This window comes from Streptomyces cellostaticus, assembly GCF_001513965.1.
Taxonomy (GTDB): Bacteria; Actinomycetota; Actinomycetes; order Streptomycetales; family Streptomycetaceae; genus Streptomyces; species Streptomyces cellostaticus.
In genome coordinates this window covers 187,394-209,773 of sequence record NZ_KQ948025.1, presented here as the reverse complement: position 1 = coordinate 209,773, position 22,380 = coordinate 187,394, and the positions used below count along the sequence as shown (strand labels likewise).

Here is a 22,380-nt window from a genome sequence, read left to right as displayed (position 1 = left end):
CCTCTTTCCGACCCGTTCCCAAGCTGTGGCCTGGTCCATGCGCGCCGGGACGGCCGCCTGGTTAGCATGGCTGGGTTGTCGAAACCTACGGACAGGAGCTGCACAGCCATGGAACCTCGTTCCTCGGGGCTGCAACGGCTCGTACGCGAGGTGGCCAAGTTCGGCGCCGTCGGCGGCGCCGGCGTCCTTGTCAATCTCGGTGTTTTCAATCTGGTCCGGCACGTCTCCGACCTGCCGGTGGTGCGCGCCAGCATCATCGCGACCGTCGTCGCGATCGCCTTCAACTACGTCGGCTTCCGTTACTGGACGTACCGGGATCGCGACAGAGGCGGCCGCACCAAGGAACTCACGCTGTTCCTGATCTTCAGCGCGATCGGCCTGGTGATCGAGAACGGCGTGCTCTATCTGGCCACGTACGGATTCGGCTGGGACAGCCCGCTGCAGAGCAACGTCTTCAAGTTCCTCGGCATCGGCATCGCCACCCTGTTCCGGTTCTGGTCGTACCGCACCTGGGTCTTCAAGGCGCTGCCGGCCCGCGAGACGGTGGCGAGCGCGGAATCGATCCTGGAGCACGAGTCGAAGAAGCCCGCACCCAGCCAGCGGGTGCCCTAGCGGACCATCGGCTGGTCCTCGTCGTGCTTGCGGGCCGGGGGCGTGCGGGACAGGAACAGGCCGAACACCGGCGGCTGGGCCTGGAGCAGCTCCAGGCGGCCGCCGTCGGCCTCCGCGAGGTCCCGGGCGACGGCCAGGCCGATGCCCGTGGAGTTCCGCCCGCTGATGGTCCGCTCGAAGATCCGCGCGCCCAGGTCGGCCGGAACGCCGGCGCCCTCGTCGGTGACCTCGACCACGGACTGGTTGCCGGTGACGCGGGTGCGCAGGGCGACCGTGCCGCCGCCGTGCATCAGCGAGTTCTCGATCAGCGCGGCCAGCACCTGCGCCACCGCGCCCGGGGTGCCGACGGCCTGCAGATGCCGTTTGCCCGAGCTGACGATGGCCCGCCCGGCGCTGCGGTAGGCGGGCCGCCACTCGGCGAGCTGCTGCTGGATGACCTCGTCCAGATCGAAGGCGACGGCGGAACCGGTGCGCGGGTCGCGCGAGTTGGTCAGCAGCCGCTCCACCACGTCGGTGAGCCGCTCGACCTGGGCGAGAGCGACGTTCGCCTCCTCCTTCACCGTGTCCGGATCGTCGGTGAGGGTGATCTCCTCGAGGCGCATGGACAGGGCGGTGAGGGGGGTGCGCAGTTGGTGCGAGGCATCGGCGGCGAGGCGCCGCTCCGCGGTCAGCATCCGGCCGATGCGCTCGGCGGAGGAGTCCAGCACGTCGGCGACCCGGTCCAGCTCGGGGACGCCGTACCGCTTGTGCCGCGGGCGCGGGTCGCCGGAGCCGAGGCGTTCGGCGGTCTCGGCGAGGTCGGTGAGCGGGGAGGCGAGCCGGTTGGCCTGGCGTACGGCGAGCAGCACGGCGGCGACCACCGCGAGCAGCGCCACCAGCCCGATGATCAGCAGGGTCCGGCCGACCTCGCGGGTCACCGCGGAGCGGGGCTCCTCGACGGTGACCGTCTCGCCCTCCTCGCCCGTCTGCGTGGAGCGGATGACGTCGCCCTCGGGCTTGGTGCCGATCTCGATCGGCGGCCGGCCCGGCACCCGGATCTCCGCGTACTGGTCCTTGCTGACCGGGTTGCGCAGGACCTCGGCGTTGACGTTCTCCGCCGCGAGGATCCGGCTGTCCACGATGCTGGCCAGCCGCACCGCCTCGGACTCCACGCGCTCCTGGGCACTGTTGCTGATCGTGCGCGTCTCGACGATGACGAGGGACACGCCGAAGACCGCGATCACCACGAGGACGACGGCGAGGGTGGACTGGATGAGACGTCGGCGCATGTTCCGTTACCTGAACTGATCGCTCGGCCCCTGGCGGGGGTTCAGCTCTTCTCGAAGCGGAAGCCCACGCCACGCACCGTCGCGATGTACCGGGGGTTCGCCGCGTCGTCGCCCAGCTTCTTGCGCAGCCAGGAGATATGCATGTCCAGCGTCTTGGTCGAGGACCACCACGTCGTGTCCCAGACCTCGCGCATCAGCTGGTCGCGGGTCACGACCCGGCCGGCGTCCCGGACCAGGACCCGCAGCAGGTCGAACTCCTTGGCGGTGAGCTGGAGTTCCTCGTCACCCATCCACGCCCGGTGCGACTCGACGTCGATCCGCACGCCGTGCGTGGCCGGCGGCTGCTGCGGCTCCGCCGCACCGCGCCGCAGCAGGGCCCGCACCCGGGCGAGCAGTTCGGCGAGCCGGAAGGGCTTGGTGACGTAGTCGTCGGCGCCCGCGTCCAGGCCGACGACGGTGTCCACCTCGTCGGCCCGCGCGGTCAGGATGAGGATCGGCACGGTGTGGCCGTCGGCGCGCAACCGGCGGGCGACCTCCAGGCCGTCCATGCCGGGCAGGCCCAGGTCCAGCACGACCAGATCGACGCCGCCCTGCATTCCGGCGTCGAGCGCGGTGGGTCCGTCCTCGCGCACCTCGACCTCGTACCCTTCCCGGCGCAGGGCGCGGGCCAGCGGTTCCGAGATGGACGCGTCGTCCTCGGCGAGCAGTACACGGGTCATGCAGTGATGGTAGACCGCTCGCGCGCGCTGCTGGGGTGTGATCGGTTCCAGGGCTTCTTACCTTGCCGGACCAGTGGTACGAACCATTGCCTCAGAGGTGCGATCGTAGAGGAGACCTTCGAAACCGATCTCATGGTTCCCCCGACACCTGTGATCCGCGTCTCAAGTCCTTCCATATCCGGCACTGTCCTGCCGTATGGTGACCTGAACGCCTGTAGTACACCGGGGACCTTTGGCGGGCACTTGACGCTGAAGGTCTCTTTTGTGTGCGGGCTGGTGAAGATCAGCCTTGAAAGGAATGACCTCTGGCCGGGCTCCGGACGCAGTGACGCGTCCAGGGCGTGGATCCCGGTGGTCGCCGTCCGCCGCTCCGTGATCCGGAGCCGACTCCCCCTGGGCGTGGGGGTGGACGGCCGACCCCGCCGGTGCCGGCCACACCCCCACCGGGCGCGCAGCGCTCCAACGCGCGTCCCGACCAGCAAGGAACGACCATGGCGTCCAGCCTGACGAAGGACTCGGTCCGCCCGGGCACCCCCGGGTCCGAGAAGACCTTCTTCGGCCACCCCCGCGGACTGGCCACTCTCTTCATGACCGAGATGTGGGAGCGTTTCTCCTACTACGGCATGAGGGCCCTGCTCCCGCTGTACCTGGTGGCCCCGGGTGGCCTGCACCTGAACGCGGGCACGGCGACCGCGATCTACTCGGTGTACGTGTCGCTCGTGTACCTGCTCGCCCTGCCCGGCGGCTGGGTCGCGGACCGCTTCCTCGGCCCCCGCAAGACGGTCGCGTTCGCGGGCCTGATCATCATGCTCGGCCACCTGTGCCTGGCGCTGCCGGCCGCCGTCAGCTTCTTCGTCGGTCTCGGCCTCGTCGCCATCGGCTCGGGTCTGCTGAAGGCCAACATCTCCACGATGGTCGGCCACCTGTACAAGGGCCCGGACGACCCGCGTCGTGACGGTGGCTTCACCCTCTTCTACATCGGCATCAACGCGGGCGCGTTCGCCGCGCCGCTGGTCATCGGCACCGTCGGCGAGAACGTCAACTGGCACTTCGGGTTCGCGCTGGCCGCGCTCGGCATGGCGCTGGGTCTGGCCCAGTACCTGCTCGGCAGCCGTCACCTGAGCGAGAAGAGCGACGTCGTTCCCACGCCGATGTCGGCCGACGAGAAGTCCGCCACGCTGCGCAAGGGCCTGACCTGGCTGGCGATCGCCGCGGTCTTCTACGCCGTCGTCGGCTTCACGGGCCACTTCACCCTGAACTGGGCGCTGATCCCGCTGACCGTCATCGGTCTGATCGTGCCGATCGTGGTCATCGCCCGCATCCGCCGGGACAAGGACCTGGACGCGGCCGAGCGCTCGAAGGTGTCGGCGTACGTCTGGTTCTTCGTCGCCGCCGCCGTCTTCTGGATGATCTACGACCAGGGCGGTTCGACCCTGTCGATCTTCGCCAGCGAGTCGGCCAAGAACACGATCTTCGGCTGGGGGTTCCCGGTCTCCTGGTACCAGTCGGTCAACCCGGTCATGATCATGGCTCTGGCGCCCGTCTGCGCCTGGCTGTGGCTGTGGCTGAACCGGCGCGGCCAGGAGCCGAGCACCATCGTGAAGTTCGCCTCCGGTCTCGTGCTGATCGGTGCGTCCTTCTTCGTCTTCCTCGCCCCGCTGTCGATCGCCGAGGGCGGTCACAAGGCCGCGGCGATGTGGATGGTCGGCATCTACTTCGTCCAGACCATCGGTGAGCTGACGCTGTCGCCGGTGGGTCTGTCCGTGACGACGAAGATGGCGCCGAAGAAGTACGCCTCCCAGATGATGGGCGTCTGGTTCCTCGCGGTCACCGCGGGCGACTCCTTCACCGCCCTGCTGTCGAACCCGGCCGTCGGCGGGGTCAACCTCGACAAGACGGGCTTCGTCGCCCTGGAGGCGGTGCTCGCCGTGATCGCCGGTGTCGCGGTGTGGATGTACCGCGGCAGGGTCAACAAGCTGATGGGCGACGTTCACTAGTCGTTCGGACTTGGCCGAGAGGGCCGCTGCATCCAACGTGGTGCGGCGGCCCTCTCGGTGTGTGTGAGGCATGCGAAGCGCCGTAGGGGCCGGCGAGGTGTGCGACAACAGGTGCGGAGTGGCTGGTCGCGCCGTTCCCCGTGCCCCTTCAGGCTGGCTATCGCGCCCTTCGTCGTGGCATGAACGTGAACACCGCGCCGCCCAGCAGGATCGCCGTGCCCGCCACCAGGCCGAGGGCCTTGAGGGCACCGTGGTTGCCGGAACCGGTCTCGGCGAGGCCGCCCGAACCGCTGGTGCTGCTGCCGCCGGTGGACGAGGAGCCCCCGGAGGTCGACGTGCCGCCCGAGGCGCCGCCCGGCTGCTGTGCGGTGTCCAGGGTGAGCGAGACCTCCGACTTGGTCGGCGTGCAGGTCGTCGTCGTGCCCAGGGCCTTGATGGTCAGCACGCCCGGGGACAGGGTCGAGGTGCCGCTCGCGCCCGGCTTGTAGGTGCCGGTGAGGTCGGGGATCTCGATCGGGTCGCCGGACTTGACGGGGTTCGCGTTCGTCGGCCCCTCCACGTGCACGGTGCCCTTGTCCGCGCCGCCCAGCACCACCTCCATCGACGGCTTCACGGAGTCCTTCGGGATGTCGGCGGGGCTGTTCATCACCGATTTCTTGAACTGCACGGTGAGGTCGTAACTCCCGCCGTTCTTCTTGGCGTTGATCTGCACCGGCGAGGTCGCGTTCTTGTCGCCGATCGGCGTCTTGCAGGCGTACGGCACCTGGACCTCCTTGCCGGGGAAGTCGGTCTGGCCGGTGCCGCCGGTCGCCGTCGCCGTGGCGGTCGCGGTCGCGGTGTTCGTCGGCGTCGTCGACCGGGTCGGTGTCGTCGACTGGGTCGGCGTCCCGCTGGACGTGCCCCCGCTCCCCGGCGTCACCTGGATCGTCGCCGCCTTCTGCACGGTCTCCTTCGGCGTGCACTTGGTGTCCGTCGACATCGCGTTGACCGTGTACGCGTCCGGCGTCAGCGTCACCTCGCCGGCCGTCGTCAGCTTCAGGGTGCCCTTCATGTCCGACAGCACCATGGCGCCGCCCTTGGGGATCGCCGGGTTCTGACGCGATCCCTGCAGGGCGATGTCGGCGGTCTGCGCGCCGGCGGCCTTGAGCACCCCGGACGGCTGCACCGAGTTGGCGGGCAGGTCGATGATGTCCGGGTTCTTGGAGGCGGCCTGTACGAACTTCCACACGATGTCCACCGTGTCGCCCACCTTGGCCGTGGCCGGCGCGGTGATCTCGACCTTCGTGGTGCCGTCGACCGGGTCGATGCCCGCGGGCGGCACGCAGTGGGTGGCGAACGACACCTGGGCCGCCTGCGCGGGCGTGGCGGCCATGCCCAGCAGCAGGCCCGCCGAGCAGAGCACCAGTGCGGCGCCCGCGGCGCCCGTCCTTCGGGCCGGTGTGACTCTCCTTCGCATGCTCACGTGGGTCCCTTCGTGGTGGGAGTCGTAGGACTCGTCGGGCTGTCGTCGTGCGGTGCGGAGAGCCGGCCGGCCGGGCCGCCCGGAGCGGAGTCCGGGGTGAACCACGGCAGGGTCGGAGTCGGGTCGGGCGGGGGCCCGGAGGTGCGGGAGCGGGGCAGCCGCAGCGCGGGCCGGGCGAGCCGCCGGTGGCGTACCCCGCCCGGCCGGCGCGGCCGTACCCGGTCCACCACGGCCATCCCGGCGCGGAAGACCGCGGCCGGGACGACCAGGCAGAGCAGGATCCAGAACAGCGTCACGCCCCAGGGCCGGCCCACGCCCCAGGGCTGCTCGGCGAGGGTCCGGCCGTCGTACCGGAGGGACACGGTGTAGTCGCCGTGTGCGGCGGCCGACAGCTCGACGGGCAGCTTGATCTGCGCTTTCCCGCCGGGCGCGAGGGTGCCGCGCCACTGCTGCTCGTCCCACTGGGGGGCGAAGACGCCGTGCGCGGTGCCGACCCGGAAGACCGGGTCCTTGATCGCGGCGGAGCCGCTGTTGCCGACGGTGAAGACCAGGGTGCGGCTCGGCGGCGCCCCGAACCAGGTCAGCAGGGAGCCGGAGCCGGTCAGCCGGGTGTCGGAGAGGATCGACAGGCGGCCGCCCGAGGTCTCGGCGGGCAGCGGGGCGACGGGATGCCCGGCGACCTGGAAGACCGCGTCCGCCGCGGCCTGCGCGCCGGTCACCGTGGCCACGTGCACCACGCAGGGACACGGTACGGGCGGTTCGGCGACCGGCAGTTTCCTGGCGAAGGAGCCGTCGGCACCGGTGGTCACGGCCCGGCCGTCTCCGTTGGCACAGGAGTTGGTGCCGCCGATCACGCCCCGGGAGGGGGTGGACCGCCCGCAGATCAGCATCATCAGCAGGGTGTGCGGCCGCCAGCCGCTGCCGCTGACGGTCACCGAACCGCCCGTGCCCGCCTGGGACTCGGACAGCTTCACGACGGGCCCGTCCGCCACGGCCGCGGGGGCGGCGAGCGGCAGCAGGAGCAGCGCAAGCACCGCCGCCAGCACGGGCAGCCGCAGAATCCCTGGCCTGCCGCTCACTTCACCGCTCCCGCCGCCGGCCCGGCCCCGGCACGGGGGACTTCGCCCGCACCGGCGGCCCCCGGGGCATCGGCCGCGGGGGCGGCGAGCGGCAGCAGGAGCAGCGCGGGCAGCCGCAGCATCCGTGCCTTACTGCCGCTCACGTCGCCGCTCCCGCCGCCGGCCCGGCGCCGGCACGGGGGACTTCGCCAGCACCGGCGGCCCCCGGGGCATCGGCCGCCGGGCCGCCGTCCGCCGTACGGCTCCCCCGCCGTCGTACGACGATCAGCGCGCCCGCCCCCGCGGTCACCGCGCCCGCGCCGCCCGCCACCGCCCCCCACGGCACGAACCGCGCCTGTGCGGTCGCCGTGTCGTGCGCTGCGCCCGGCGCCGTGACCGTCAGCCGTACGGCGACCGCGTCCAGCGCCGGCCGGTGCGGCCAGGGCTCGGTCAGTTGCAGGCGCGCGCTCGGCCGCAGGCGGACGGGGAGGGTGCGCGGCGCGCGGTCCAGGACCCGGCCGAAGACGCCGTCCGCGCGTACCGCGAGCCTCGGCACGAGGACGGTCGTACCGCGGTTGACCAGCTCGTAGGTGATGCGATCACCGTGCACCGCCACATGCTCGACGGTCAGCGCGGCGAGCGCCGGGCCGCCGACGCGCAGGCGCAGGCGTACGGTCCCCGTCCGGCCGTCGGCATCGCGCGCGACGATCGTGCCGGAGCGGTCGCCGGGCTCGGCCCCCGCCGGAACGCTCACCGTGAAGGGCACGTCGGCACGGGTGCGGGCGGGGATGCGTACGCCCTGCTCGGCGAAGGCGATCTGGACGCCGGTGCCGGACAGGTGTACGACGACGGGCCCGCGCCCGGGGTTGGTGACGGACACCGTGTCCTGCAGGACCGTTCCGGGCGGGCCCTCGGCGTAGAAGGACGGGCGGTCGCCTCCCGAGGGCGCGACGGACCAGCCTCCGGCAGCCGGGGCCGCGGGCGCCGCGCCCAGCAGGGCGATCAGGCACAGGGGCGCGATCAGGCCCAGGGCTGCGGGCCGGGAGAGGGCCGGGGGCAGCCGACGGGCGCGGGGCAGGGCACGGGCGCGGGGCAGGGCACGGGCGGCGGACGGCATGGGCGGCTCCAGCGGTCTTGACCTGTGGTTCAGCGGGGTACGGCTGGTTCAGCGCCGCACGGTCTGGTTCCGTCGGGTCAGCCACAGCGCGCCCGCCGCGCCCGCGAGCAGCACCGTGCCGCCGAGCGTGCCGAGGGCGACGGCGGAGTCCTCGGGGCCAGTCTGCGGGAGCCGGCCCGCGGAACCGTTACTGCTCGGAGTGGAGGAGCCGCCCGAGGAGCCGCCGCCCGCCGCCGTCACGTCCAGCGTCAGGGACGGCTTGGGGTTGTTGGTCGGCGTACAGGTCGTCGTCGTGCCGAGCGCCCTGATGGTGAGCGTGGCCGCCGTGAAGGTGACCTTGCCGGTCTTCCTCGGTGTGTAGGTACCGCTCAAGTCGCTGATCTTGATGGGCGTGTTGGCGGGAATCGCGGCCGAGTTGGCCGGGCCCGTCACGGCGAGGGTGCTGTTGTCGGCGCCGCCGAGGTTGATGGTGGCGCTCGGACTCATCGCGCCCTTGCCCAGCTCGACCGGGCTGGAGGAGACGCCCTTCTGCCAGGACATGGTGATCTTGTAGCCGCTGCCGCTCTTGACGCCCTTGATGTCGATGGGCGAGACCGCGCTCTTGATGCCGATCGGCGTCTTGCAGCGGTAGTTGACGTCGACGACGTCCGCGTGGGCCGCCGGTGCGGCAAGCCACACCACCGAGCCGGCCAGGGCGGCGGCGGACGCGAGCGCGGCGGTTCGTTTCGGGTACGACACGGTCGGTCCACCCCATTCATTCCTGACGGCATATCAGATTTGGCCGTCAAGGTACGCCCGGGGCCGTGAGGAGGGAAGACGCGGCACACGCCGGAGTTGTGACGATCCGGCGTGTGGGAAGGGGGGTCCGAGTGGAGACGGAGGCCCCGGTGACCGTCGGAACCCTCAGACCGGAGCGCCCAGTTCCGCCCACACCGTCTTGCCCGAGCGGCCCGGGGTGCGGAGCACGCCCCAGTCCAGGCACAGCCGCTGCACGATGAACATGCCGTGACCGCCGGGACGGCCGGCGCGGTGCGGGGTGCGCGGGGCCGGCTGGCCGGTGCCGCGGTCGGAGACCTCCACCCGGATCACCTTGTCGTCGCAGGCGAGGAACAGCTCTTCCGGGCCGTCGGCGTGCAGGCAGGCATTGGTGACCAGTTCGGACACGACCAGCAGCACGTCCTCGGCGGCGGCCCGCTGGTCGGCGGTGGCGGCGGGCAGCCAGCCCCACGCGTACAGCGCCTGACGGGTGTAGTCACGGGCGAGCGGGACGACCCCGCTCTCCCCGTCCAGGCGCAGCCTGCGGACCTGCCGCCCGGAGGTCTTGCCGGGACCCTCGGCCGGCACGGACGGCGCGGCTGCCCCCGCGGACGCGCCGGTCTCCGGCGCACCCCCCTCGGACGCCCCGGAAGCGCCGCTCGGCTCCGGGCCGCGGTCGCCCGGCGAGCAAGGCCGGGTGGTGCTCATCAGCGCTTCACCTCACCGATTCACCAGTTCACGATTCAAAGGTCCGGCACCGGTCGGTGCCGGCCGGTCCGTACGCCGTCCGCCCCACGGTCCGCACGTGACTCCTCCGCCGTCCGTCGTCCGCCCTTTGCAGATACGTCGCCCCCAGGCCGTTCGCCGGTTCCCGAGGGCGGTCCGGCAGCCCGCCGGCCGACGGGGTTCAGGATCTCTCCTGCCCGGCCGATCCGACGGAACACCCCCACTTTGGGCTCGGCCGGTGCGACGTACGACACCAGCCCCCGGGGGGACGGCCGGGGCGCGGGTTTCAGCCGGTCTCGCCGGCCAGTGCCGCCGCCACGGAGTCATGGACGGTGAAAACCGCCTCCGCTCCGGTGATCTCGAACACACGAGCGACCACCGGCTGCATCGCCGCCAGATGGACCCCACCCCCGGCGGCCTCGGCCTTCAGCCGGGCCCCGAGCAGCACGTTCAGCCCCGTGGAGTCACAGAACTCCAGGCGTGAGCAGTCCACCACGAGCCGTGAGAACCCTTTTTCCAGGAGGTCGTCGAGCGGCTCACGCAGAAGATCGGCGGTGTGGTGATCGAGCTCACCCGCCGGTGCCACTACGGCGCTGGAGCCCTCTTCCCGCACCTCCACCAGAAGCCGGCCCGAGCGTGCACTGCCGACCGTCCCGTGGTCCATGCCGTCTCTCTCCCGAGGTCGTGGCTGCTGATGCCCTCGAACATTACGCCTTCCGAGCGCACTCCGACACCTGAACAAGCTCGCATTATCGGACATATCACTACGGAACGCACTTGCGACCGGCTCGGTGCAGCAGGTAGGGCTAGTAGGACACACATCCCTACACGCCGGCTTTGGAGGCGCCGCACTCCGCAGTGCACGTACTGGCTTCGGCAGCCATATGCCGAGAACGATGGAGGACACCCATGTCACCCCGGCTCGACGGACCGCATACCCGGATGGCGACGTCGACACCCCCACCGGAACAACTGGATCATCCCATCGATCCCCTGGATGCCCTCGACCCCCTAGAGGGACTTCCGGAGATCCCCCCCTTCGACGAGATCGGCGCGGTGGACGCGCGGGCTCTGTCCAAGACCCTCTTCGAGCGACTGGGGTCGCTGGAGGAAGGCACGCACGAGTATGCGTACGTCCGCAACACGCTCGTCGAACTGAACCTCGCGCTCGTCAAGTTCGCCGCCTCGCGCTTCCGCTCCCGCAGCGAGCCGATGGAGGACATCATCCAGGTCGGCACGATCGGCCTGATCAAGGCGATCGACCGCTTCGAGCTCTCCCGCGGCGTGGAATTCCCCACCTTCGCGATGCCGACCATCATCGGCGAGATCAAGCGCTTCTTCCGTGACACCTCGTGGTCCGTGCGCGTACCGCGCCGGCTGCAGGAGCTGCGGCTCGACCTGGCCAAGGCCGGGGACGAGCTGGCCCAGCGACTGGACCGCGCCCCCACCGTCACGGAGCTGGCCGAGCGCCTCGGCATCTCCGACGACGAGGTCGTCGAGGGCATGGCCGCCTCGAACGCCTACACCGCCTCCTCCCTGGACGCCCAGCCCGAGGAGGACGACACCGAGGGCGCACTCGCGGACCGGATCGGCTACGAGGACCACGGGATCGAAGGGATCGAGTACGTCGAGTCGCTGAAGCCGCTGATCGCCGAACTGCCGTCCCGGGACCGGAAGATCCTGAGCCTGCGCTTCGTGGCGGGCATGACCCAGTCGGAGATCGGCGAGGAGCTCGGCATCTCCCAGATGCACGTCTCCCGGCTGCTGTCGCGGACGCTGGTGCGGCTGCGCAGGGGGCTGACCGTGGAGGAGTGACCCTCCGTCACCCGCGTGAAGCGGCCCGGCCGACGAGGCCGGGCCGCTTTGCCGTGTCCGGGCACCACGGTGCAGGAACCTTTGTGCAGTTACCCCGGGAAACGTCTTTTCCGAAACCGCGTTCCGTCACCACTATGAGCCCGCAAACCGGCTGGTAGGCCGGATATTCGGGGGACGGAGGGTGCAGGATGGCTCAGGGTGGCGACCCGGCGGAGGCGGAGGCGTATGCGGCCCACGCGGACGCGCCGGACGCACGGCTCACCGAGCTGCTGCGGGCCCCGACCCCGACGGCGTACCCGGCGCTGCAGGAACTGCGCCGCCGGCACCATCCGTCCGTCCTCGCCTACGCCCGCCTGTGCGCCGCGAGCGAGTCCGCCGCCCGCCGGCTGACCGCGGAGACCTTCACCACGGCGGCCCGGGAAACGGCACGCGGCATCGAGCCGAACCTCCCCCTGCGCCACCAACTCCTGCTGCTGACCGTACGCTTGGCGGCCTCCTGGGCGAGCGACGACCGTTCCGCGGGCGTGGACCCCGCCCTCCTCCTGGTGCTGCACGCCGTCGGCCTGCCCGGCGGCCCGACACCGCCCCTCCTCCCGGCCTTCCAGGCGCTGCCCTCCCACACCCAGGGCCTGATCTGGTACGCCGCCCTCGAGGAGGAGCCCCCGGAACGCACAGCCGCCTTCCTGGGCCTGAGCCGCACGGACGTGATCCACGGCACCCCGCAGGCCCTCAAGGCCCTGGCCCAGGCCTGCCTGAGACACCGACTGGCCGCCTCCGACGATCCACGCTGCCCCGACTTCCGCCGCCTGATCGAGGAGGCGGTACGGCCGGACGGCCCCCGCTACAGCGCCGACCTGGACGCCCACACGGCACACTGCCCACACTGCACGGCCGCCTTCGAGGACCTGGCCGCGCTGCGGGACACCCCGAGACAGGCACTGGCGGAGGGCCTGCTGCCCTGGAGCGGAACGTCGTACTTGCACCCCGGCAAGCCGGCCCCGGCTCCCGGACCCGCCGCTCCCCACCCGAATCGGCCGCCCCGGCACCGCTACCTGCTGGCGTCGGCGGCCCTGGGGGTGGCCCTGGCTCCGCTGCTGGTGTTCCTCCTGTCCTCGGCGGACGGCCCCGACCAGCACCCGGTGGCGGCGACACCTGCACCCCCACCGGTGACGGTGACGGCAACGGTGTCCGTGTCCGTGTCCGCCTCCCCCACCCCGACTCCTTCCCCTTCCCCTTCTCGCACGGCCAAGTCCCCTTCTCCGACGAGGACTTCGCAGCGTCCGACCACGTCCCCGTCGCCGCGCCGCACACCGAGCCCGTCCCCCACGCCCTCGCCCTCGCCCCCGGGCAGCGCCTACGCCCAAGTGGTGAACCTCGCCTCGGGCCGCTGCCTCGACATCCTCGACGGCGACCTCTCGCAGGGCAACGACGTCATCATGGCCCCCTGCACCTCCTCCCCCACCCAGCGCTGGCGCGTCGACACCTACCTGGGCGTCCTCCGCTCGGCCGCCGACTCCGGCTTCTGCCTGGACAGCCGCGGCTCGACCGACCGGGGCGTGGGCATCTGGGAGTGCGACGCGGTCTACAGCAGCAACGGCCAGAACCTCCGCTTCACCGTCGACTCCGACGGCACGATCCGCCCCTCGATCGCCATCGAAACGGCGGTGACACCGGACGACTGGGACGAGGTGAGCCTGGAACCCTTGAACGGGGGGCCGGAGCAGCGGTGGCGGGCCGGGGCGGGATGAGCGCCCGCCGCTTCCTCGCCGGCTATCGCCGCCCTCAGACCACCCGCTCGCCCCGCCGCCACACCCCGCTGACCAGCGGCACCCCCGGCCGGTACGCCAGGTGTACGTGGCTCGGCGCGTCCAGCAGCGTCAGATCGGCGTAGGCGCCAGGCCTGAGGTGGCCGATGTCGGTGCGGCGCAGGGCTGCCGCGCCGCCTGCCGTGGCCGACCAGACCGCCTCGTCGGGGGTCATGCGCATGTCGCGGACGGCGAGGGCGATACAGAAGGGCACGGAGGAAGTGAAAGAGGAGCCCGGGTTGCAGTCCGTCGACAGTGCCACCGTCGCGCCCGCGTCCAGCAGGCGGCGGGCGTTCGGCCACTCGGCGCGGGTGGAGAACTCGGCGCCGGGCAGGAGGGTGGCGACCGTGTTGCCGTTCGCGAGCGCGTCGACGTCCGCGTCCGTGAGGTGGGTGCAGTGGTCGGCACTGGCCGCGTCCAGCTCGACGGCCAGCTGGACACCGGGGCCGTAGGAGAGCTGGTTGGCGTGGACGCGGGGGTGCAGGCCCTTCGCCATGCCCGCAGTGAGGATCGTGCGGGCCTGGTCGCCGTCGAAGGCGCCCTTCTCGCAGAAGACGTCGATCCAGCGGGCGTGGGGCGCGCAGGCGTCCAGCATCTCGCCGGTGACCAGGGCGACATAGGCCGCCGGGTCGTCGGCGTAGTCGGGCGAGACGATGTGGGCGCCGAGGTAGGTCACCTCGTCGGTGTGCCGGGCCGCGATACGCAGGGCACGGGACTCGTCCTCGACGGTCAGGCCGTAGCCCGACTTCGTCTCGAAGGTGGTGGTGCCCTGACGGAGGGCCTCCGCCAGGTAGCGGGTGAGGTTCGACTCCAGTTCCGCGTCGGTCGCGGCGCGGGTGGCCGCGACCGTGGTGCGGATGCCGCCCGCGCTGTAGGAGCGGCCGGACATGCGGGCGTTGAACTCCTGCGTGCGGTCCCCGGCGAAGACCAGGTGGGAGTGGGAGTCCACGAAGCCCGGCAGCACCGCCCGGCCGCCCGCGTCGACCCGGTTGTCAGTGGCGGGTGCTTTGCTGGATTCACCGGTCCACGCGACACGGTCGCCGTCGATGACGACGGCCGCGTCCTGGATCAGACCGAGGGGGGATCCGTCACCGAGGGAGGGGTCGTTGGTGACCAGCGTGGCGATGTTGGTGATGACGGTGCTGCTCATCATGGTGTCCTCAGGGGTGGCCGGGTGGGGTGCGGCGGTGGTCAGCCGCGCAGGGCTTCGATCGCGTCCGCCAGTGCTGACGGCACGTCCTGCACGAGGGCATGGACACCGTCTCGTACGACATGGCGGCCGCCCACGACGGTGTGGCGTACGTCTGCGGCGGACGCGGCGAATACGGCTGTCTCGGCGCCGAGTCGCGGCAGCGGCCCCGCTGTCCTGACCGAGTCGAGGGCGATCGTCGTGAAGTCGGCGAGTGCACCCGCCTCCAGATTGCCCGCGTCGTCCCAGCCCAGGGCCGCGTGGCCGTCCGCCGAAGCCGCGCGCAGCAGTTCCGCGGCGGTCCAGTGGCCCCGGGTGCGGGTGCGCAGCCGCTCGTTCAGCTCCATCGCGCGGGCCTCTTCGAGCAGGTCGATGACGGCGTGGCTGTCGGAGCCGAGGGAGAGCGGAGAGCCCGCCCGCTGGAGGGCGACGGCCGGGCCGATGCCGTCCGCCAGGTCGCGTTCGGTCGTCGGGCACATGCAGGTGCCGGTGCCCGAGCCGCCGAGCAGGGCGATGTCCTCGTCGGTGAGGTGCGTGTTGTGCACACCGGTGGTGCGCGGCCCGAGGACGCCGTGGTCGGCGAGGAGCCGGGTGGGGGTGCAGCCGTGGGCCCGAAGGCAGGCGTCGTTCTCCGCCGTCTGCTCGGACAGGTGCACATGCAGCGGGGCCTGCCGCTCCTCGGCCCAGCGTGCCACGGTCGCCAACTGCTCCGCGGGCACGGCCCGTACGGAGTGAATCGCCGCCCCGATCCGCGCGTGGTCCCGCTCCTTGAGAACTGCACAGCGTTCGGCCCAGGCCTCCGCGCTGCCGTCGGAGAAGCGCAGTTGGTGTGCGTTGGGCTCCTCGCCGAAGCCGGAGGAGAGGTAGGCGGTGTCCAGGAGGGTGATGCGGACACCGGCTTCGGCGGCGGCCGCGATCAGTGCCTCGCCCATCGCGTTGGGGTCGGCGTAGGGGGTGCCGCCGTGCGCGTGGTGCACGTAGTGGAACTCGCCGACACAGGTGATGCCGGCCAGGGCCATCTCCGCGTACACCGCGCGGCCGAGGGCGTGGTACGTCTCCGGGGTCAGGCGGTCGGCGACGGAGTACATCACCTCGCGCCAGGTCCAGAAGGTGCCGGAGCCGACCTGGACCGTGCCGCGCAGCGCCCGGTGGAAGGCGTGGGAATGGGCGTTGGCCAGTCCGGGGAGGGTCAGGCCGCGCAGGATCTCGGCGCCGGGCGGCGGGGTGGGTACGCCGGTGCGGACGGCGGTGATACGGCCGTCCGCGACCTCGACCGCCACACCCGGCTCGACGTTCGTGCCGAGCCAGGCGTGCTCCAGCCAGTACGTTCGCATCGTCTGCGTGGTCACGTGCAGGCCAGCCCTTCCAGTACGTCAGCGAGTGCGTGCACCCCGGCCACGCAGTCGTCCTCGGCCGCGAACTCGGCCGGGGAGTGCGAGATGCCGGTGGGGTTGCGCACGAACAGCATGGCGGTCGGAATGCGCCCGGAGAGGATTCCGGCGTCGTGTCCGGCACCGGTCCCGAGGACGGGCACCCGCAGGCCGGTGTCCTTGCCCAGGATGCGGCCCAGCTCGTCGCGCAGGGCATGGTCGAACTCGACCACCGGGGTGAAGGACTCCCGGACGACGTCGAGGTCGATGCCGTGGGCGTCCGCGTACTCCCGCGCGGCCTTCTCGATGCCGCCGACGACCGTGTCCAGGCTGTCCTGGTCGGCAGCGCGGGAGTCGAGCCAGCCGCGCACCAGGGAGGGAATGGCGTTGACGCCGTTCGGCTCGACGGAGATCTTGCCGAAGGTGGCGACGGCACCGGCGAGTTCGGCCTCGCGGCGGGCGGCGAGCACGGTCTCGGCGTACGACAGCATCGGGTCACGCCGGTCGACAAGCCGGGTGGTGCCGGCGTGGTTGGCCTCGCCCCGGAAGTCGAACCTCCACCGCCCGTGCGGCCAGATGGCGCTGGCGATGCCCACCCGGTCGCCGGACAGGTCCAGCGCACGGCCCTGCTCGACGTGCAGTTCCACGAAGGCGCCGATACGGGCGAGCCGCTCCGGGTCGGCTCCGATGGCGTCGGGGTCGTATCCGGCGGCCTCCATGGCCTTCGGGAGGCTGATCCCCTCCCCGTCGGTGAGGCGGTGGGCCTGCTCGACGGTCAGCTGCCCGGCGGTGAGCCGGGATCCGACACAGGCCAGCCCGAACCGGGCGCCCTCCTCGTCACCGAAGTTGACGATGGCCAGCGGCTTGCCGAACTGCACTCCCCTCCCGCGCAGTTCATCGAGGGCGGCGAAGGAGGAGACGACCCCGAGGGGCCCGTCGAAGGCCCCGCCGTCCGGCACCGAGTCCAGATGCGACCCGGTGACGACGGCGTCCCCGGCGGCCGGATCCCCCAGCCAGGCCCACTGGTTCCCGTTCCGGTCCACCTCGTAGGTCAGCCCCCGGGCCTCGGCCTGCTCCTGGAACCAGGTCCGGCACTCGGCGTCGGCACCGGTCCAGGCGTAGCGCCGGTAGCCGCGGGAGTCGGGGTGCCGGCCGATGGGGAGCAGCTCCCGCCACATCTCGTGGAAGGAGGGCACGCTATCGGCCGCAGCCCGTCCAGGCTGTGGGCAGTCGTTCCGCAGGGCGATGGGGGTCCCCCCGGTCGAGTGAAGCCGAGACTGGGGGCGGGTGGGCACAGCCGAAGCGGCAGACGGCGACGAGAGCTCAGCCCCCGCCGGACCGTTGCCGCTCGGCTCAGCAGAACGCTGGCTCACGCGTCGTCACCCTCGCGCATAGGCACCCGCACCCCACGCTCGGCAGCCACCGACTCCGCGATGTCGTACCCCGCGTCCACGTGCCGGATGACACCCATGCCGGGGTCGTTGGTGAGAACACGCCGGATCTTCTCGCCCCCCAGCTTCGTGCCGTCGGCCACCGTGACCTGGCCCGCGTGGATGGAGCGGCCCATGCCCACGCCACCGCCGTGGTGGATGGAGACCCAGGACGCACCGGAGGCCACGTTGACCATGGCGTTCAGCAGCGGCCAGTCGGCGATCGCGTCGGAGCCGTCGAGCATGGCCTCGGTCTCGCGGTACGGGGAGGCGACGGAGCCGCAGTCGAGGTGGTCGCGGCCGATGGCCAGCGGGGCCGCCAGCTCGCCGGAGGCCACCATGTCGTTGAAGCGCTCGCCGGCCTTGTCGCGCTCGCCGTAGCCGAGCCAGCAGATGCGGGCGGGCAGGCCCTGGAAGTGGACGCGCTCGCCGGCCATCTTGATCCAGCGGGCCAGGGACTCGTTCTCGGGGAACAGCTCCAGGATCGCCTTGTCGGTCTTGGCGATGTCGGCGGGGTCGCCGGACAGGGCCGCCCAGCGGAACGGGCCCTTGCCCTCGCAGAAGAGAGGACGGATGTACGCGGGGACGAAGCCGGGGAAGGCGAACGCGCGGTCGTAGCCGGCCAGCTGGGCCTCGCCGCGGATGGAGTTGCCGTAGTCGAAGACCTCGGCGCCGGCGTCCATGAAGCCGACCATCGCCTCGACGTGCTTCGCCATGGCCTCGCGGGCGCGGGCGGTGAAGCCGGCCGGGTCCTTGGCGGCGGCGTCGGCCATGTCCTCGAAGGCCACGCCGATCGGCAGGTACGCCAGCGGGTCGTGGGCGGAGGTCTGGTCGGTGACGATGTCGATGGGCGCGTTCATCGCGAGCAGCTGCGGGACCAGCTCGGCCGCGTTGCCGAGGACGCCGATGGACAGCGGGCGGCGGGCGTCGCGGGCCTCGGTGGCCAGCTGGAGCGCGTGGTCGAGGTTGTCGGCCTTCACGTCCAGGTACCGGTGCTCGATGCGGCGGTCGATGGCGCGCGGGTCGCAGTCGATACAAATGGCGACGCCGTCGTTCATGGTGACGGCGAGGGGCTGGGCGCCGCCCATGCCGCCGAGGCCGGCGGTGAGGGTGATGGTCCCGGCGAGGGTGCCGTTGAACTTCTTCGCGGCGACGGCCGAGAAGGTCTCGTAGGTGCCCTGGAGGATGCCCTGGGTGCCGATGTAGATCCAGGAGCCGGCGGTCATCTGGCCGTACATGGTCAGGCCGAGGGCCTCCAGGCGGCGGAACTCCTCCCAGTTGGCCCAGTCGCCGACGAGGTTGGAGTTGGCGATGAGGACGCGCGGGGCCCACTCGTGGGTCTGCATCACGCCGACCGGGCGGCCGGACTGGACCAGCATGGTCTCGTCCTGCTTGAGGGTGCGCAGCGTGCGCACCATCGCGTCGAAGGAGCGCCAGTCACGGGCGGCCTTGCCGGTGCCGCCGTAGACGACGAGCTTGTCGGGGTGCTCGGCGACCTCGGGGTCGAGGTTGTTCTGCAGCATCCGCAGGGCGGCTTCCTGCTGCCATCCCAGGGCACTCAGTTCCGTGCCGTGCGGTGCTCGTACGGGGCGGGGTCCCGACATCGTCTGCCTCCTCCTGTTGCTGCGTCTATTCACATCCTGTCTGTCTGAATAGAACTAGTCAATACATCGGCGGCCCGCATCGGCGCGCCGCGGGTGTTTGTCTGGAAGGCGCGAGGAAGGAGAGGAAGGGATACGAAGGGACGCGAAGGCCGACAGAGTGGGGGAAACCCGTGGAATACGACATCGACAGCGAGGCCCGCGCCCGCGCCGCCCGGCGGGACGAGGCGGTGCGCGGCGCGGTGGAGCAGGGGCTGCTGGGGCCGGACGTGGCCGTGGTGGGGCTGCTGGACGTCACCGGCATCCGGGAGTCGGCCGCGGCCCTGCGGGCGGCGTTCGACGCGGTCGTGGCGCCGGGGACGCCGGTGCTGCACGCCTTCGCGGTGAAGGCGACCCCCCTGGTGCCGGTGGTGCGACTGCTGCACGAGGAGGGCATCGGCGCGGAGGTGGCGAGCCCGGGCGAGCTGGCGCTGGCCCGGGCGGCGGGGCTGCCGCCGGACAGGATGGTGCTCGACTCGCCCGCCAAGACCCCGGCCGAGCTGCGCGAGGCGCTGACGCTGGGCATCGCCGTCAACGCGGACAACCCGCAGGAGCTGGCCCGGCTCGACGCGCTCGTCCGGGCGGCGCCCACCCGCTCGCCGCTCGGCCTCCGGATCAACCCGCAGGTCGGCGGCGGCAGCATCGGGGCGACCTCCACGGCGACGCAGACCTCCAAGTTCGGCGTGGCGCTGCGCGACGAGGGGGCCCGGGAGTGGGTCGTCCAGGCGTACGCGGACCGGCCGTGGCTGACCCGGCTGCATGCACACACCGGTTCGCAGGGCATCCCGCTGTCGCTGCTGGCGCGAGGCGTCGCCCGGACGTACGCGCTCGCGGAGGAGATCAACGCGCGGATCGGGAGGCCGCAGATCGACACGCTCGACATCGGCGGCGGGCTGCCCGTCGACTTCGCCGCGGAGGCGACGGCACCGACGTACGCGCAGTACGCGCGGCTGCTGGCCGAGGAGGTGCCGGGGCTGTTCGACGGGCGGTACGGGCTGGTGACCGAGTTCGGGCGGTCGCTGCTGGCCAGGCACGGCACGGTGGTGGCGCGGGTGGAGTACGCGAAGAGCTCCGGCGGGCGGCGGATCGCGGTGACGCACGCGGGCGTGCAGGTGGCCACACGGACCGTGTACGCACCGGGGGCGTGGCCGCTGAGGATCGCCGCGTACGACGCCAAGGGGCGGCCGAAGGCCGGCCCCGAGGTGGTGCAGGACGTCGCGGGCCCGGCCTGTTTCTCCGGCGACCTGCTCGCCGAGGGGCGCGCGCTGCCCCTGCTGGAGCAGGGCGACTACGCGGCGGCGCTGGACACGGGCGCGTACTACTTCGCCCACCACTACGCCTACAACTCCCTGGCCCGGCCCGGGATCTACGGCTTCGCGCCGGACGGGTCCGGCGGGGTCGCCTTCGCGACCGTGCGGGAGCCGCAGAGCGTGGCGGAGGTCGTGGCCGAGTCCGGTGGGGCGCACGCATCCGCGCTCACCACCCTCCGTGCGCGCGGGAGCCGTTGACGCACCCTGGCCACCCCTCGAACAAATGACTCAACTGCCGTGAAGCATGCGTCAGTTGACCCACACTAGTACGCCGGACGCATGTTCCACTGGAAAATGCCAAAGCCCTCACCGCCGGCGCACACGTTGCGTAGCGTCTGCGTCACTCAGCCGGATCCCAGGCGGGAGGGGAGCCACGGTGCCCGGAATCGACGAGTGCTTACTGGAAGCGATGCGGCTGCCCGGTGCCCGGGGAGCAGCGCTGGTGGACTGGACGAGCGGACTGGCCCTGGGCACGGTCGGGGAGGCCCCCGGCGGTGACCACGAGACCACCGCCGCCGAGGCCGCCGAACTGGCCCGCATGGCCGCCGAACACGGTGCCTTCACCACCGGGGACACCACGGACGGACGCCCGCCCGTGGAGGACGTGATCATCAGCAATCGCGACAGCTATCACCTGCTGCGGTTCGTGGACACGTCCTTCGACAGCAGCGTCTTCCTGCATCTGTGGATCGGCCGTGAGGACGGCAACCTCGCGCTCGCCCGGATCCGGCTCGGCGAGATGGCCGCCCGGCTGGTGCTGGGATGACGAGGGTCGGGACACCTCCGCCGCTGCCGGTGCGGGACAGGACAGCCGGACAGGACCGTACGGCGGGCGCACTGTCGCCGATGCTGCGGCGGCTCGCCGAGGAGCAGGCCACCGGGGTACTCGTGCGCGAACACGGCACCCTGTACCTCGCCCAGGGCCGGGTGGTGCACGCCGAGAGCCCGCTCGCCCCCGGCCTGGACGTGCTGCTCACGGCCCACGGCACCCTCGCCGCGGCCGCCTGGCAGCGGGCCGCCGCGCAGGCCACCGGCACCCCGGACGCCGCCCGGCTGCTGCTGGAGGCCGGGCTGCTGCCCGCGGGCGCGCTGGAACTGTGCCACCTGGACGCGCTGTACGACGCCGGATACTTCGCGCTGGCGCCGAGCAGCACCCCCGGCCGGTTCCGCTACGACAGCGGGTCGCGCATCGGCCCGCTGTCCTCGGTCCCGGTCATCGCCCTGGAGCGCGAGACGCTGCGCCGCCGTCTGCTGCTGCACCGCCTGTGGCCGGACCCGGCGGCCGACAGCGTGCCGCTGATCCGCGCCGACCCGGTCGCGGCGGCGCCGGTCACCCCGCGCCGGCGGGCGGTCCTGGACCGGGTGGACGGCGTCCGCACGGCCCCGGAGATCGCCCGCAACCTGGGCAGGCAGGCGTTCCACACGCTGGTGGACGTGCGCCGGCTCGCGGCGGCCGGGCTCCTGAGGCCGGTGCGCACGGCGCCCGCCCCGCCACCCCCCACGCCGCCGCTCACGGTCACCGACCCCGACATCGCGCTGCTGAAGAGGCTCAGGGATGCGCTGGAGGCGCTTTGAACGGCACCGCCCCGCCGAGAGGAGAGAGCTGATGGTGCCCGAACAGGACCTGGAGGCCGTCCTGGACGAACTGCGCCGGCTGCGGGCCCGTGTCCCGCAGCTCACCGGCGCGCTCGCGGCCGGCGTCGACGGACTCGTCGTCGCCCACGACACCCCGGGCGTCGAACCGGAGGGCCTCGCGGCGCTCACCGCGGCCGCGCTCGGCGTCGCCGTACGGGTCGCCGACGCCACCGGGAACGGCGGCTTCCGGGAGCTGCTGGTGCGCGGCGAGCACGGCTACGTCGCCACCTACGCGGCCGGCCGCACCGCCGTACTGACCCTGCTCGCCCAGGACCGGGTCAACGTCGGCCGGCTGCACCTGGAGGGCCGCCGGGCCGGCGCGCGCGTCGGGGAACTGCTCGACGCCGCCGAGGCCGCCGCGCAGGCCGCACGCCCCGCCACCAGAACCACACCCGCACGCACCCGCACCACGCGCACGCCACGCACCACGGCCGCCGAGGCGCACACCGCAACCGACAGTTGAGAGGACCC

21 protein-coding genes are annotated in these 22,380 nt (G+C 72.2%); 8 read left to right on the top strand and 13 right to left on the bottom strand.

The genetic code is table 11. The features are described 5' to 3' along the window. The first annotated feature begins 108 nt into the window (after positions 1–108). The gene (locus AQI88_RS22315) at positions 109–612 is read left to right on the top strand and encodes a GtrA family protein (protein WP_067002224.1); all 504 of its coding nucleotides are present in this window, start codon (positions 109–111) and stop codon (positions 610–612) included. Here the strand turns inward: AQI88_RS22315 and AQI88_RS22310 are convergent. Together AQI88_RS22310 and AQI88_RS22305 are read right to left on the bottom strand one after the other, a co-directional pair. Further along, entirely contained in the window at positions 609–1,880 is a 1,272-nt protein-coding gene (locus AQI88_RS22310; protein WP_067002222.1) for an ATP-binding protein, read from the bottom strand. The two genes, AQI88_RS22315 and AQI88_RS22310, sit on opposite strands and share 4 nt — an antisense overlap. Before the next feature lie 41 nt (positions 1,881–1,921). Beyond that, positions 1,922–2,599: a response regulator transcription factor gene (locus AQI88_RS22305; protein WP_020940464.1), complete on the bottom strand. Its 678-nt coding sequence runs from the start codon at positions 2,597–2,599 to the stop codon at positions 1,922–1,924. A gap of 491 nt (positions 2,600–3,090) precedes the next feature. On the opposite strand from AQI88_RS22305, the gene AQI88_RS22300 reads away from it, so the two are divergent. Then, positions 3,091–4,596 (top strand): peptide MFS transporter, encoded by a 1,506-nt coding sequence (locus tag AQI88_RS22300; protein WP_067002220.1) that lies wholly within the window; start codon positions 3,091–3,093, stop codon positions 4,594–4,596. A 157-nt stretch (positions 4,597–4,753) separates the two neighbouring features. Here AQI88_RS22300 and AQI88_RS22295 read toward each other — a convergent pair whose 3' ends face one another. From AQI88_RS22295 to AQI88_RS22270, 7 genes are all read right to left on the bottom strand, one after another. Next, positions 4,754–6,052 carry a hypothetical protein gene (locus tag AQI88_RS22295; RefSeq protein ID WP_067002218.1) on the bottom strand — a complete coding sequence of 433 codons (1,299 nt, stop codon included), beginning with the start codon at positions 6,050–6,052 and terminating at the stop codon, positions 4,754–4,756. A 2-nt stretch (positions 6,053–6,054) separates the two neighbouring features. Further along, positions 6,055–7,137 carry a hypothetical protein gene (locus AQI88_RS22290; RefSeq protein WP_067002215.1) on the bottom strand — a complete coding sequence of 361 codons (1,083 nt, stop codon included), beginning with the start codon at positions 7,135–7,137 and terminating at the stop codon, positions 6,055–6,057. After that, a complete protein-coding gene (locus tag AQI88_RS46010) occupies positions 7,134–7,280 on the bottom strand; it encodes a hypothetical protein (RefSeq protein WP_159050375.1) in 147 nt (48 codons plus the stop codon). The genes AQI88_RS22290 and AQI88_RS46010 overlap by 4 nt, the downstream gene beginning before the upstream one ends. Continuing rightward, positions 7,277–8,233, bottom strand: coding sequence for a COG1470 family protein (locus AQI88_RS22285; protein WP_244184254.1), 957 nt, complete (start codon positions 8,231–8,233; stop codon positions 7,277–7,279). The genes AQI88_RS46010 and AQI88_RS22285 overlap by 4 nt, the downstream gene beginning before the upstream one ends. Before the next feature lie 48 nt (positions 8,234–8,281). Continuing rightward, positions 8,282–8,971 (bottom strand): LPXTG cell wall anchor domain-containing protein, encoded by a 690-nt coding sequence (locus AQI88_RS22280; protein ID WP_067002213.1) that lies wholly within the window; start codon positions 8,969–8,971, stop codon positions 8,282–8,284. 165 nt (positions 8,972–9,136) lie between these two features. Next, entirely contained in the window at positions 9,137–9,697 is a 561-nt protein-coding gene (locus AQI88_RS22275; RefSeq protein ID WP_067002211.1) for an ATP-binding protein, read from the bottom strand. 304 nt (positions 9,698–10,001) lie between these two features. Further along, entirely contained in the window at positions 10,002–10,379 is a 378-nt protein-coding gene (locus tag AQI88_RS22270; protein ID WP_067002209.1) for an STAS domain-containing protein, read from the bottom strand. A gap of 245 nt (positions 10,380–10,624) precedes the next feature. On the opposite strand from AQI88_RS22270, the gene AQI88_RS22265 reads away from it, so the two are divergent. Then, positions 10,625–11,530: an RNA polymerase sigma factor SigF gene (locus tag AQI88_RS22265; RefSeq protein ID WP_067002207.1), complete on the top strand. Its 906-nt coding sequence runs from the start codon at positions 10,625–10,627 to the stop codon at positions 11,528–11,530. A 188-nt stretch (positions 11,531–11,718) separates the two neighbouring features. Next, positions 11,719–13,278, top strand: coding sequence for an RICIN domain-containing protein (locus tag AQI88_RS22260; RefSeq protein ID WP_067002205.1), 1,560 nt, complete (start codon positions 11,719–11,721; stop codon positions 13,276–13,278). 34 nt (positions 13,279–13,312) lie between these two features. On the opposite strand, the gene hutI is transcribed toward AQI88_RS22260, so the two are convergent. From hutI to hutU, 4 genes are all read right to left on the bottom strand, one after another. Beyond that, entirely contained in the window at positions 13,313–14,488 is a 1,176-nt protein-coding gene (gene hutI / locus AQI88_RS22255) for an imidazolonepropionase (protein WP_067002202.1), read from the bottom strand. Positions 14,489–14,526: 38 nt separating this feature from the next. After that, positions 14,527–15,858, bottom strand: a complete 1,332-nt coding sequence (locus tag AQI88_RS22250; protein ID WP_067002331.1) for a formimidoylglutamate deiminase — start codon at positions 15,856–15,858, stop codon at positions 14,527–14,529. A gap of 11 nt (positions 15,859–15,869) precedes the next feature. Continuing rightward, on the bottom strand, positions 15,870–17,072 hold the full coding sequence (locus AQI88_RS22245; protein ID WP_107118631.1) for an allantoate amidohydrolase: 1,203 nt from the start codon (positions 17,070–17,072) through the stop codon (positions 15,870–15,872). 191 nt (positions 17,073–17,263) lie between these two features. Continuing rightward, positions 17,264–18,928, bottom strand: coding sequence for a urocanate hydratase (gene hutU / locus AQI88_RS22240; RefSeq protein WP_067002200.1), 1,665 nt, complete (start codon positions 18,926–18,928; stop codon positions 17,264–17,266). A 170-nt stretch (positions 18,929–19,098) separates the two neighbouring features. Between hutU and AQI88_RS22235 the strand changes: the two genes are divergently transcribed. The 4 genes from AQI88_RS22235 (at position 19,099) to AQI88_RS22220 (ending at position 22,372) form a co-directional block, all read left to right on the top strand. Then, positions 19,099–20,472, top strand: a complete 1,374-nt coding sequence (locus tag AQI88_RS22235) for a type III PLP-dependent enzyme domain-containing protein (RefSeq protein WP_067002198.1) — start codon at positions 19,099–19,101, stop codon at positions 20,470–20,472. 178 nt (positions 20,473–20,650) lie between these two features. Further along, positions 20,651–21,040, top strand: coding sequence for a hypothetical protein (locus tag AQI88_RS22230; RefSeq protein ID WP_067002196.1), 390 nt, complete (start codon positions 20,651–20,653; stop codon positions 21,038–21,040). Further along, the gene (locus AQI88_RS22225; protein ID WP_067002194.1) at positions 21,037–21,849 is read left to right on the top strand and encodes a hypothetical protein; all 813 of its coding nucleotides are present in this window, start codon (positions 21,037–21,039) and stop codon (positions 21,847–21,849) included. Before AQI88_RS22230 ends, AQI88_RS22225 begins: the two co-directional genes overlap by 4 nt. Before the next feature lie 31 nt (positions 21,850–21,880). Continuing rightward, a complete protein-coding gene (locus AQI88_RS22220; RefSeq protein ID WP_067002192.1) occupies positions 21,881–22,372 on the top strand; it encodes a roadblock/LC7 domain-containing protein in 492 nt (163 codons plus the stop codon). Positions 22,373–22,380: the final 8 nt, after the last annotated feature.

Coding starts and splice junctions, on each gene's coding strand:
- AQI88_RS22315 (WP_067002224.1), top strand. CDS start 109: ATGGAACCTCGTTCCTCGGGGCTGCAACGGCTCGTACGCGAGGTGGCC.
- hutI (WP_067002202.1), bottom strand. CDS start 14,488: ATGATGAGCAGCACCGTCATCACCAACATCGCCACGCTGGTCACCAAC.
- AQI88_RS22245 (WP_107118631.1), bottom strand. CDS start 17,072: ATGTGGCGGGAGCTGCTCCCCATCGGCCGGCACCCCGACTCCCGCGGC.
- AQI88_RS22225 (WP_067002194.1), top strand. CDS start 21,037: ATGACGAGGGTCGGGACACCTCCGCCGCTGCCGGTGCGGGACAGGACA.
- AQI88_RS22260 (WP_067002205.1), top strand. CDS start 11,719: ATGGCTCAGGGTGGCGACCCGGCGGAGGCGGAGGCGTATGCGGCCCAC.
- AQI88_RS22295 (WP_067002218.1), bottom strand. CDS start 6,052: ATGCGAAGGAGAGTCACACCGGCCCGAAGGACGGGCGCCGCGGGCGCC.
- AQI88_RS22310 (WP_067002222.1), bottom strand. CDS start 1,880: ATGCGCCGACGTCTCATCCAGTCCACCCTCGCCGTCGTCCTCGTGGTG.
- AQI88_RS22270 (WP_067002209.1), bottom strand. CDS start 10,379: ATGGACCACGGGACGGTCGGCAGTGCACGCTCGGGCCGGCTTCTGGTG.
- AQI88_RS22285 (WP_244184254.1), bottom strand. CDS start 8,233: ATGCCGTCCGCCGCCCGTGCCCTGCCCCGCGCCCGTGCCCTGCCCCGC.
- AQI88_RS22250 (WP_067002331.1), bottom strand. CDS start 15,858: ATGCGAACGTACTGGCTGGAGCACGCCTGGCTCGGCACGAACGTCGAG.
- hutU (WP_067002200.1), bottom strand. CDS start 18,928: ATGTCGGGACCCCGCCCCGTACGAGCACCGCACGGCACGGAACTGAGT.
- AQI88_RS22220 (WP_067002192.1), top strand. CDS start 21,881: ATGGTGCCCGAACAGGACCTGGAGGCCGTCCTGGACGAACTGCGCCGG.
- AQI88_RS22265 (WP_067002207.1), top strand. CDS start 10,625: ATGTCACCCCGGCTCGACGGACCGCATACCCGGATGGCGACGTCGACA.
- AQI88_RS22275 (WP_067002211.1), bottom strand. CDS start 9,697: ATGAGCACCACCCGGCCTTGCTCGCCGGGCGACCGCGGCCCGGAGCCG.
- AQI88_RS22300 (WP_067002220.1), top strand. CDS start 3,091: ATGGCGTCCAGCCTGACGAAGGACTCGGTCCGCCCGGGCACCCCCGGG.
- AQI88_RS22305 (WP_020940464.1), bottom strand. CDS start 2,599: ATGACCCGTGTACTGCTCGCCGAGGACGACGCGTCCATCTCGGAACCG.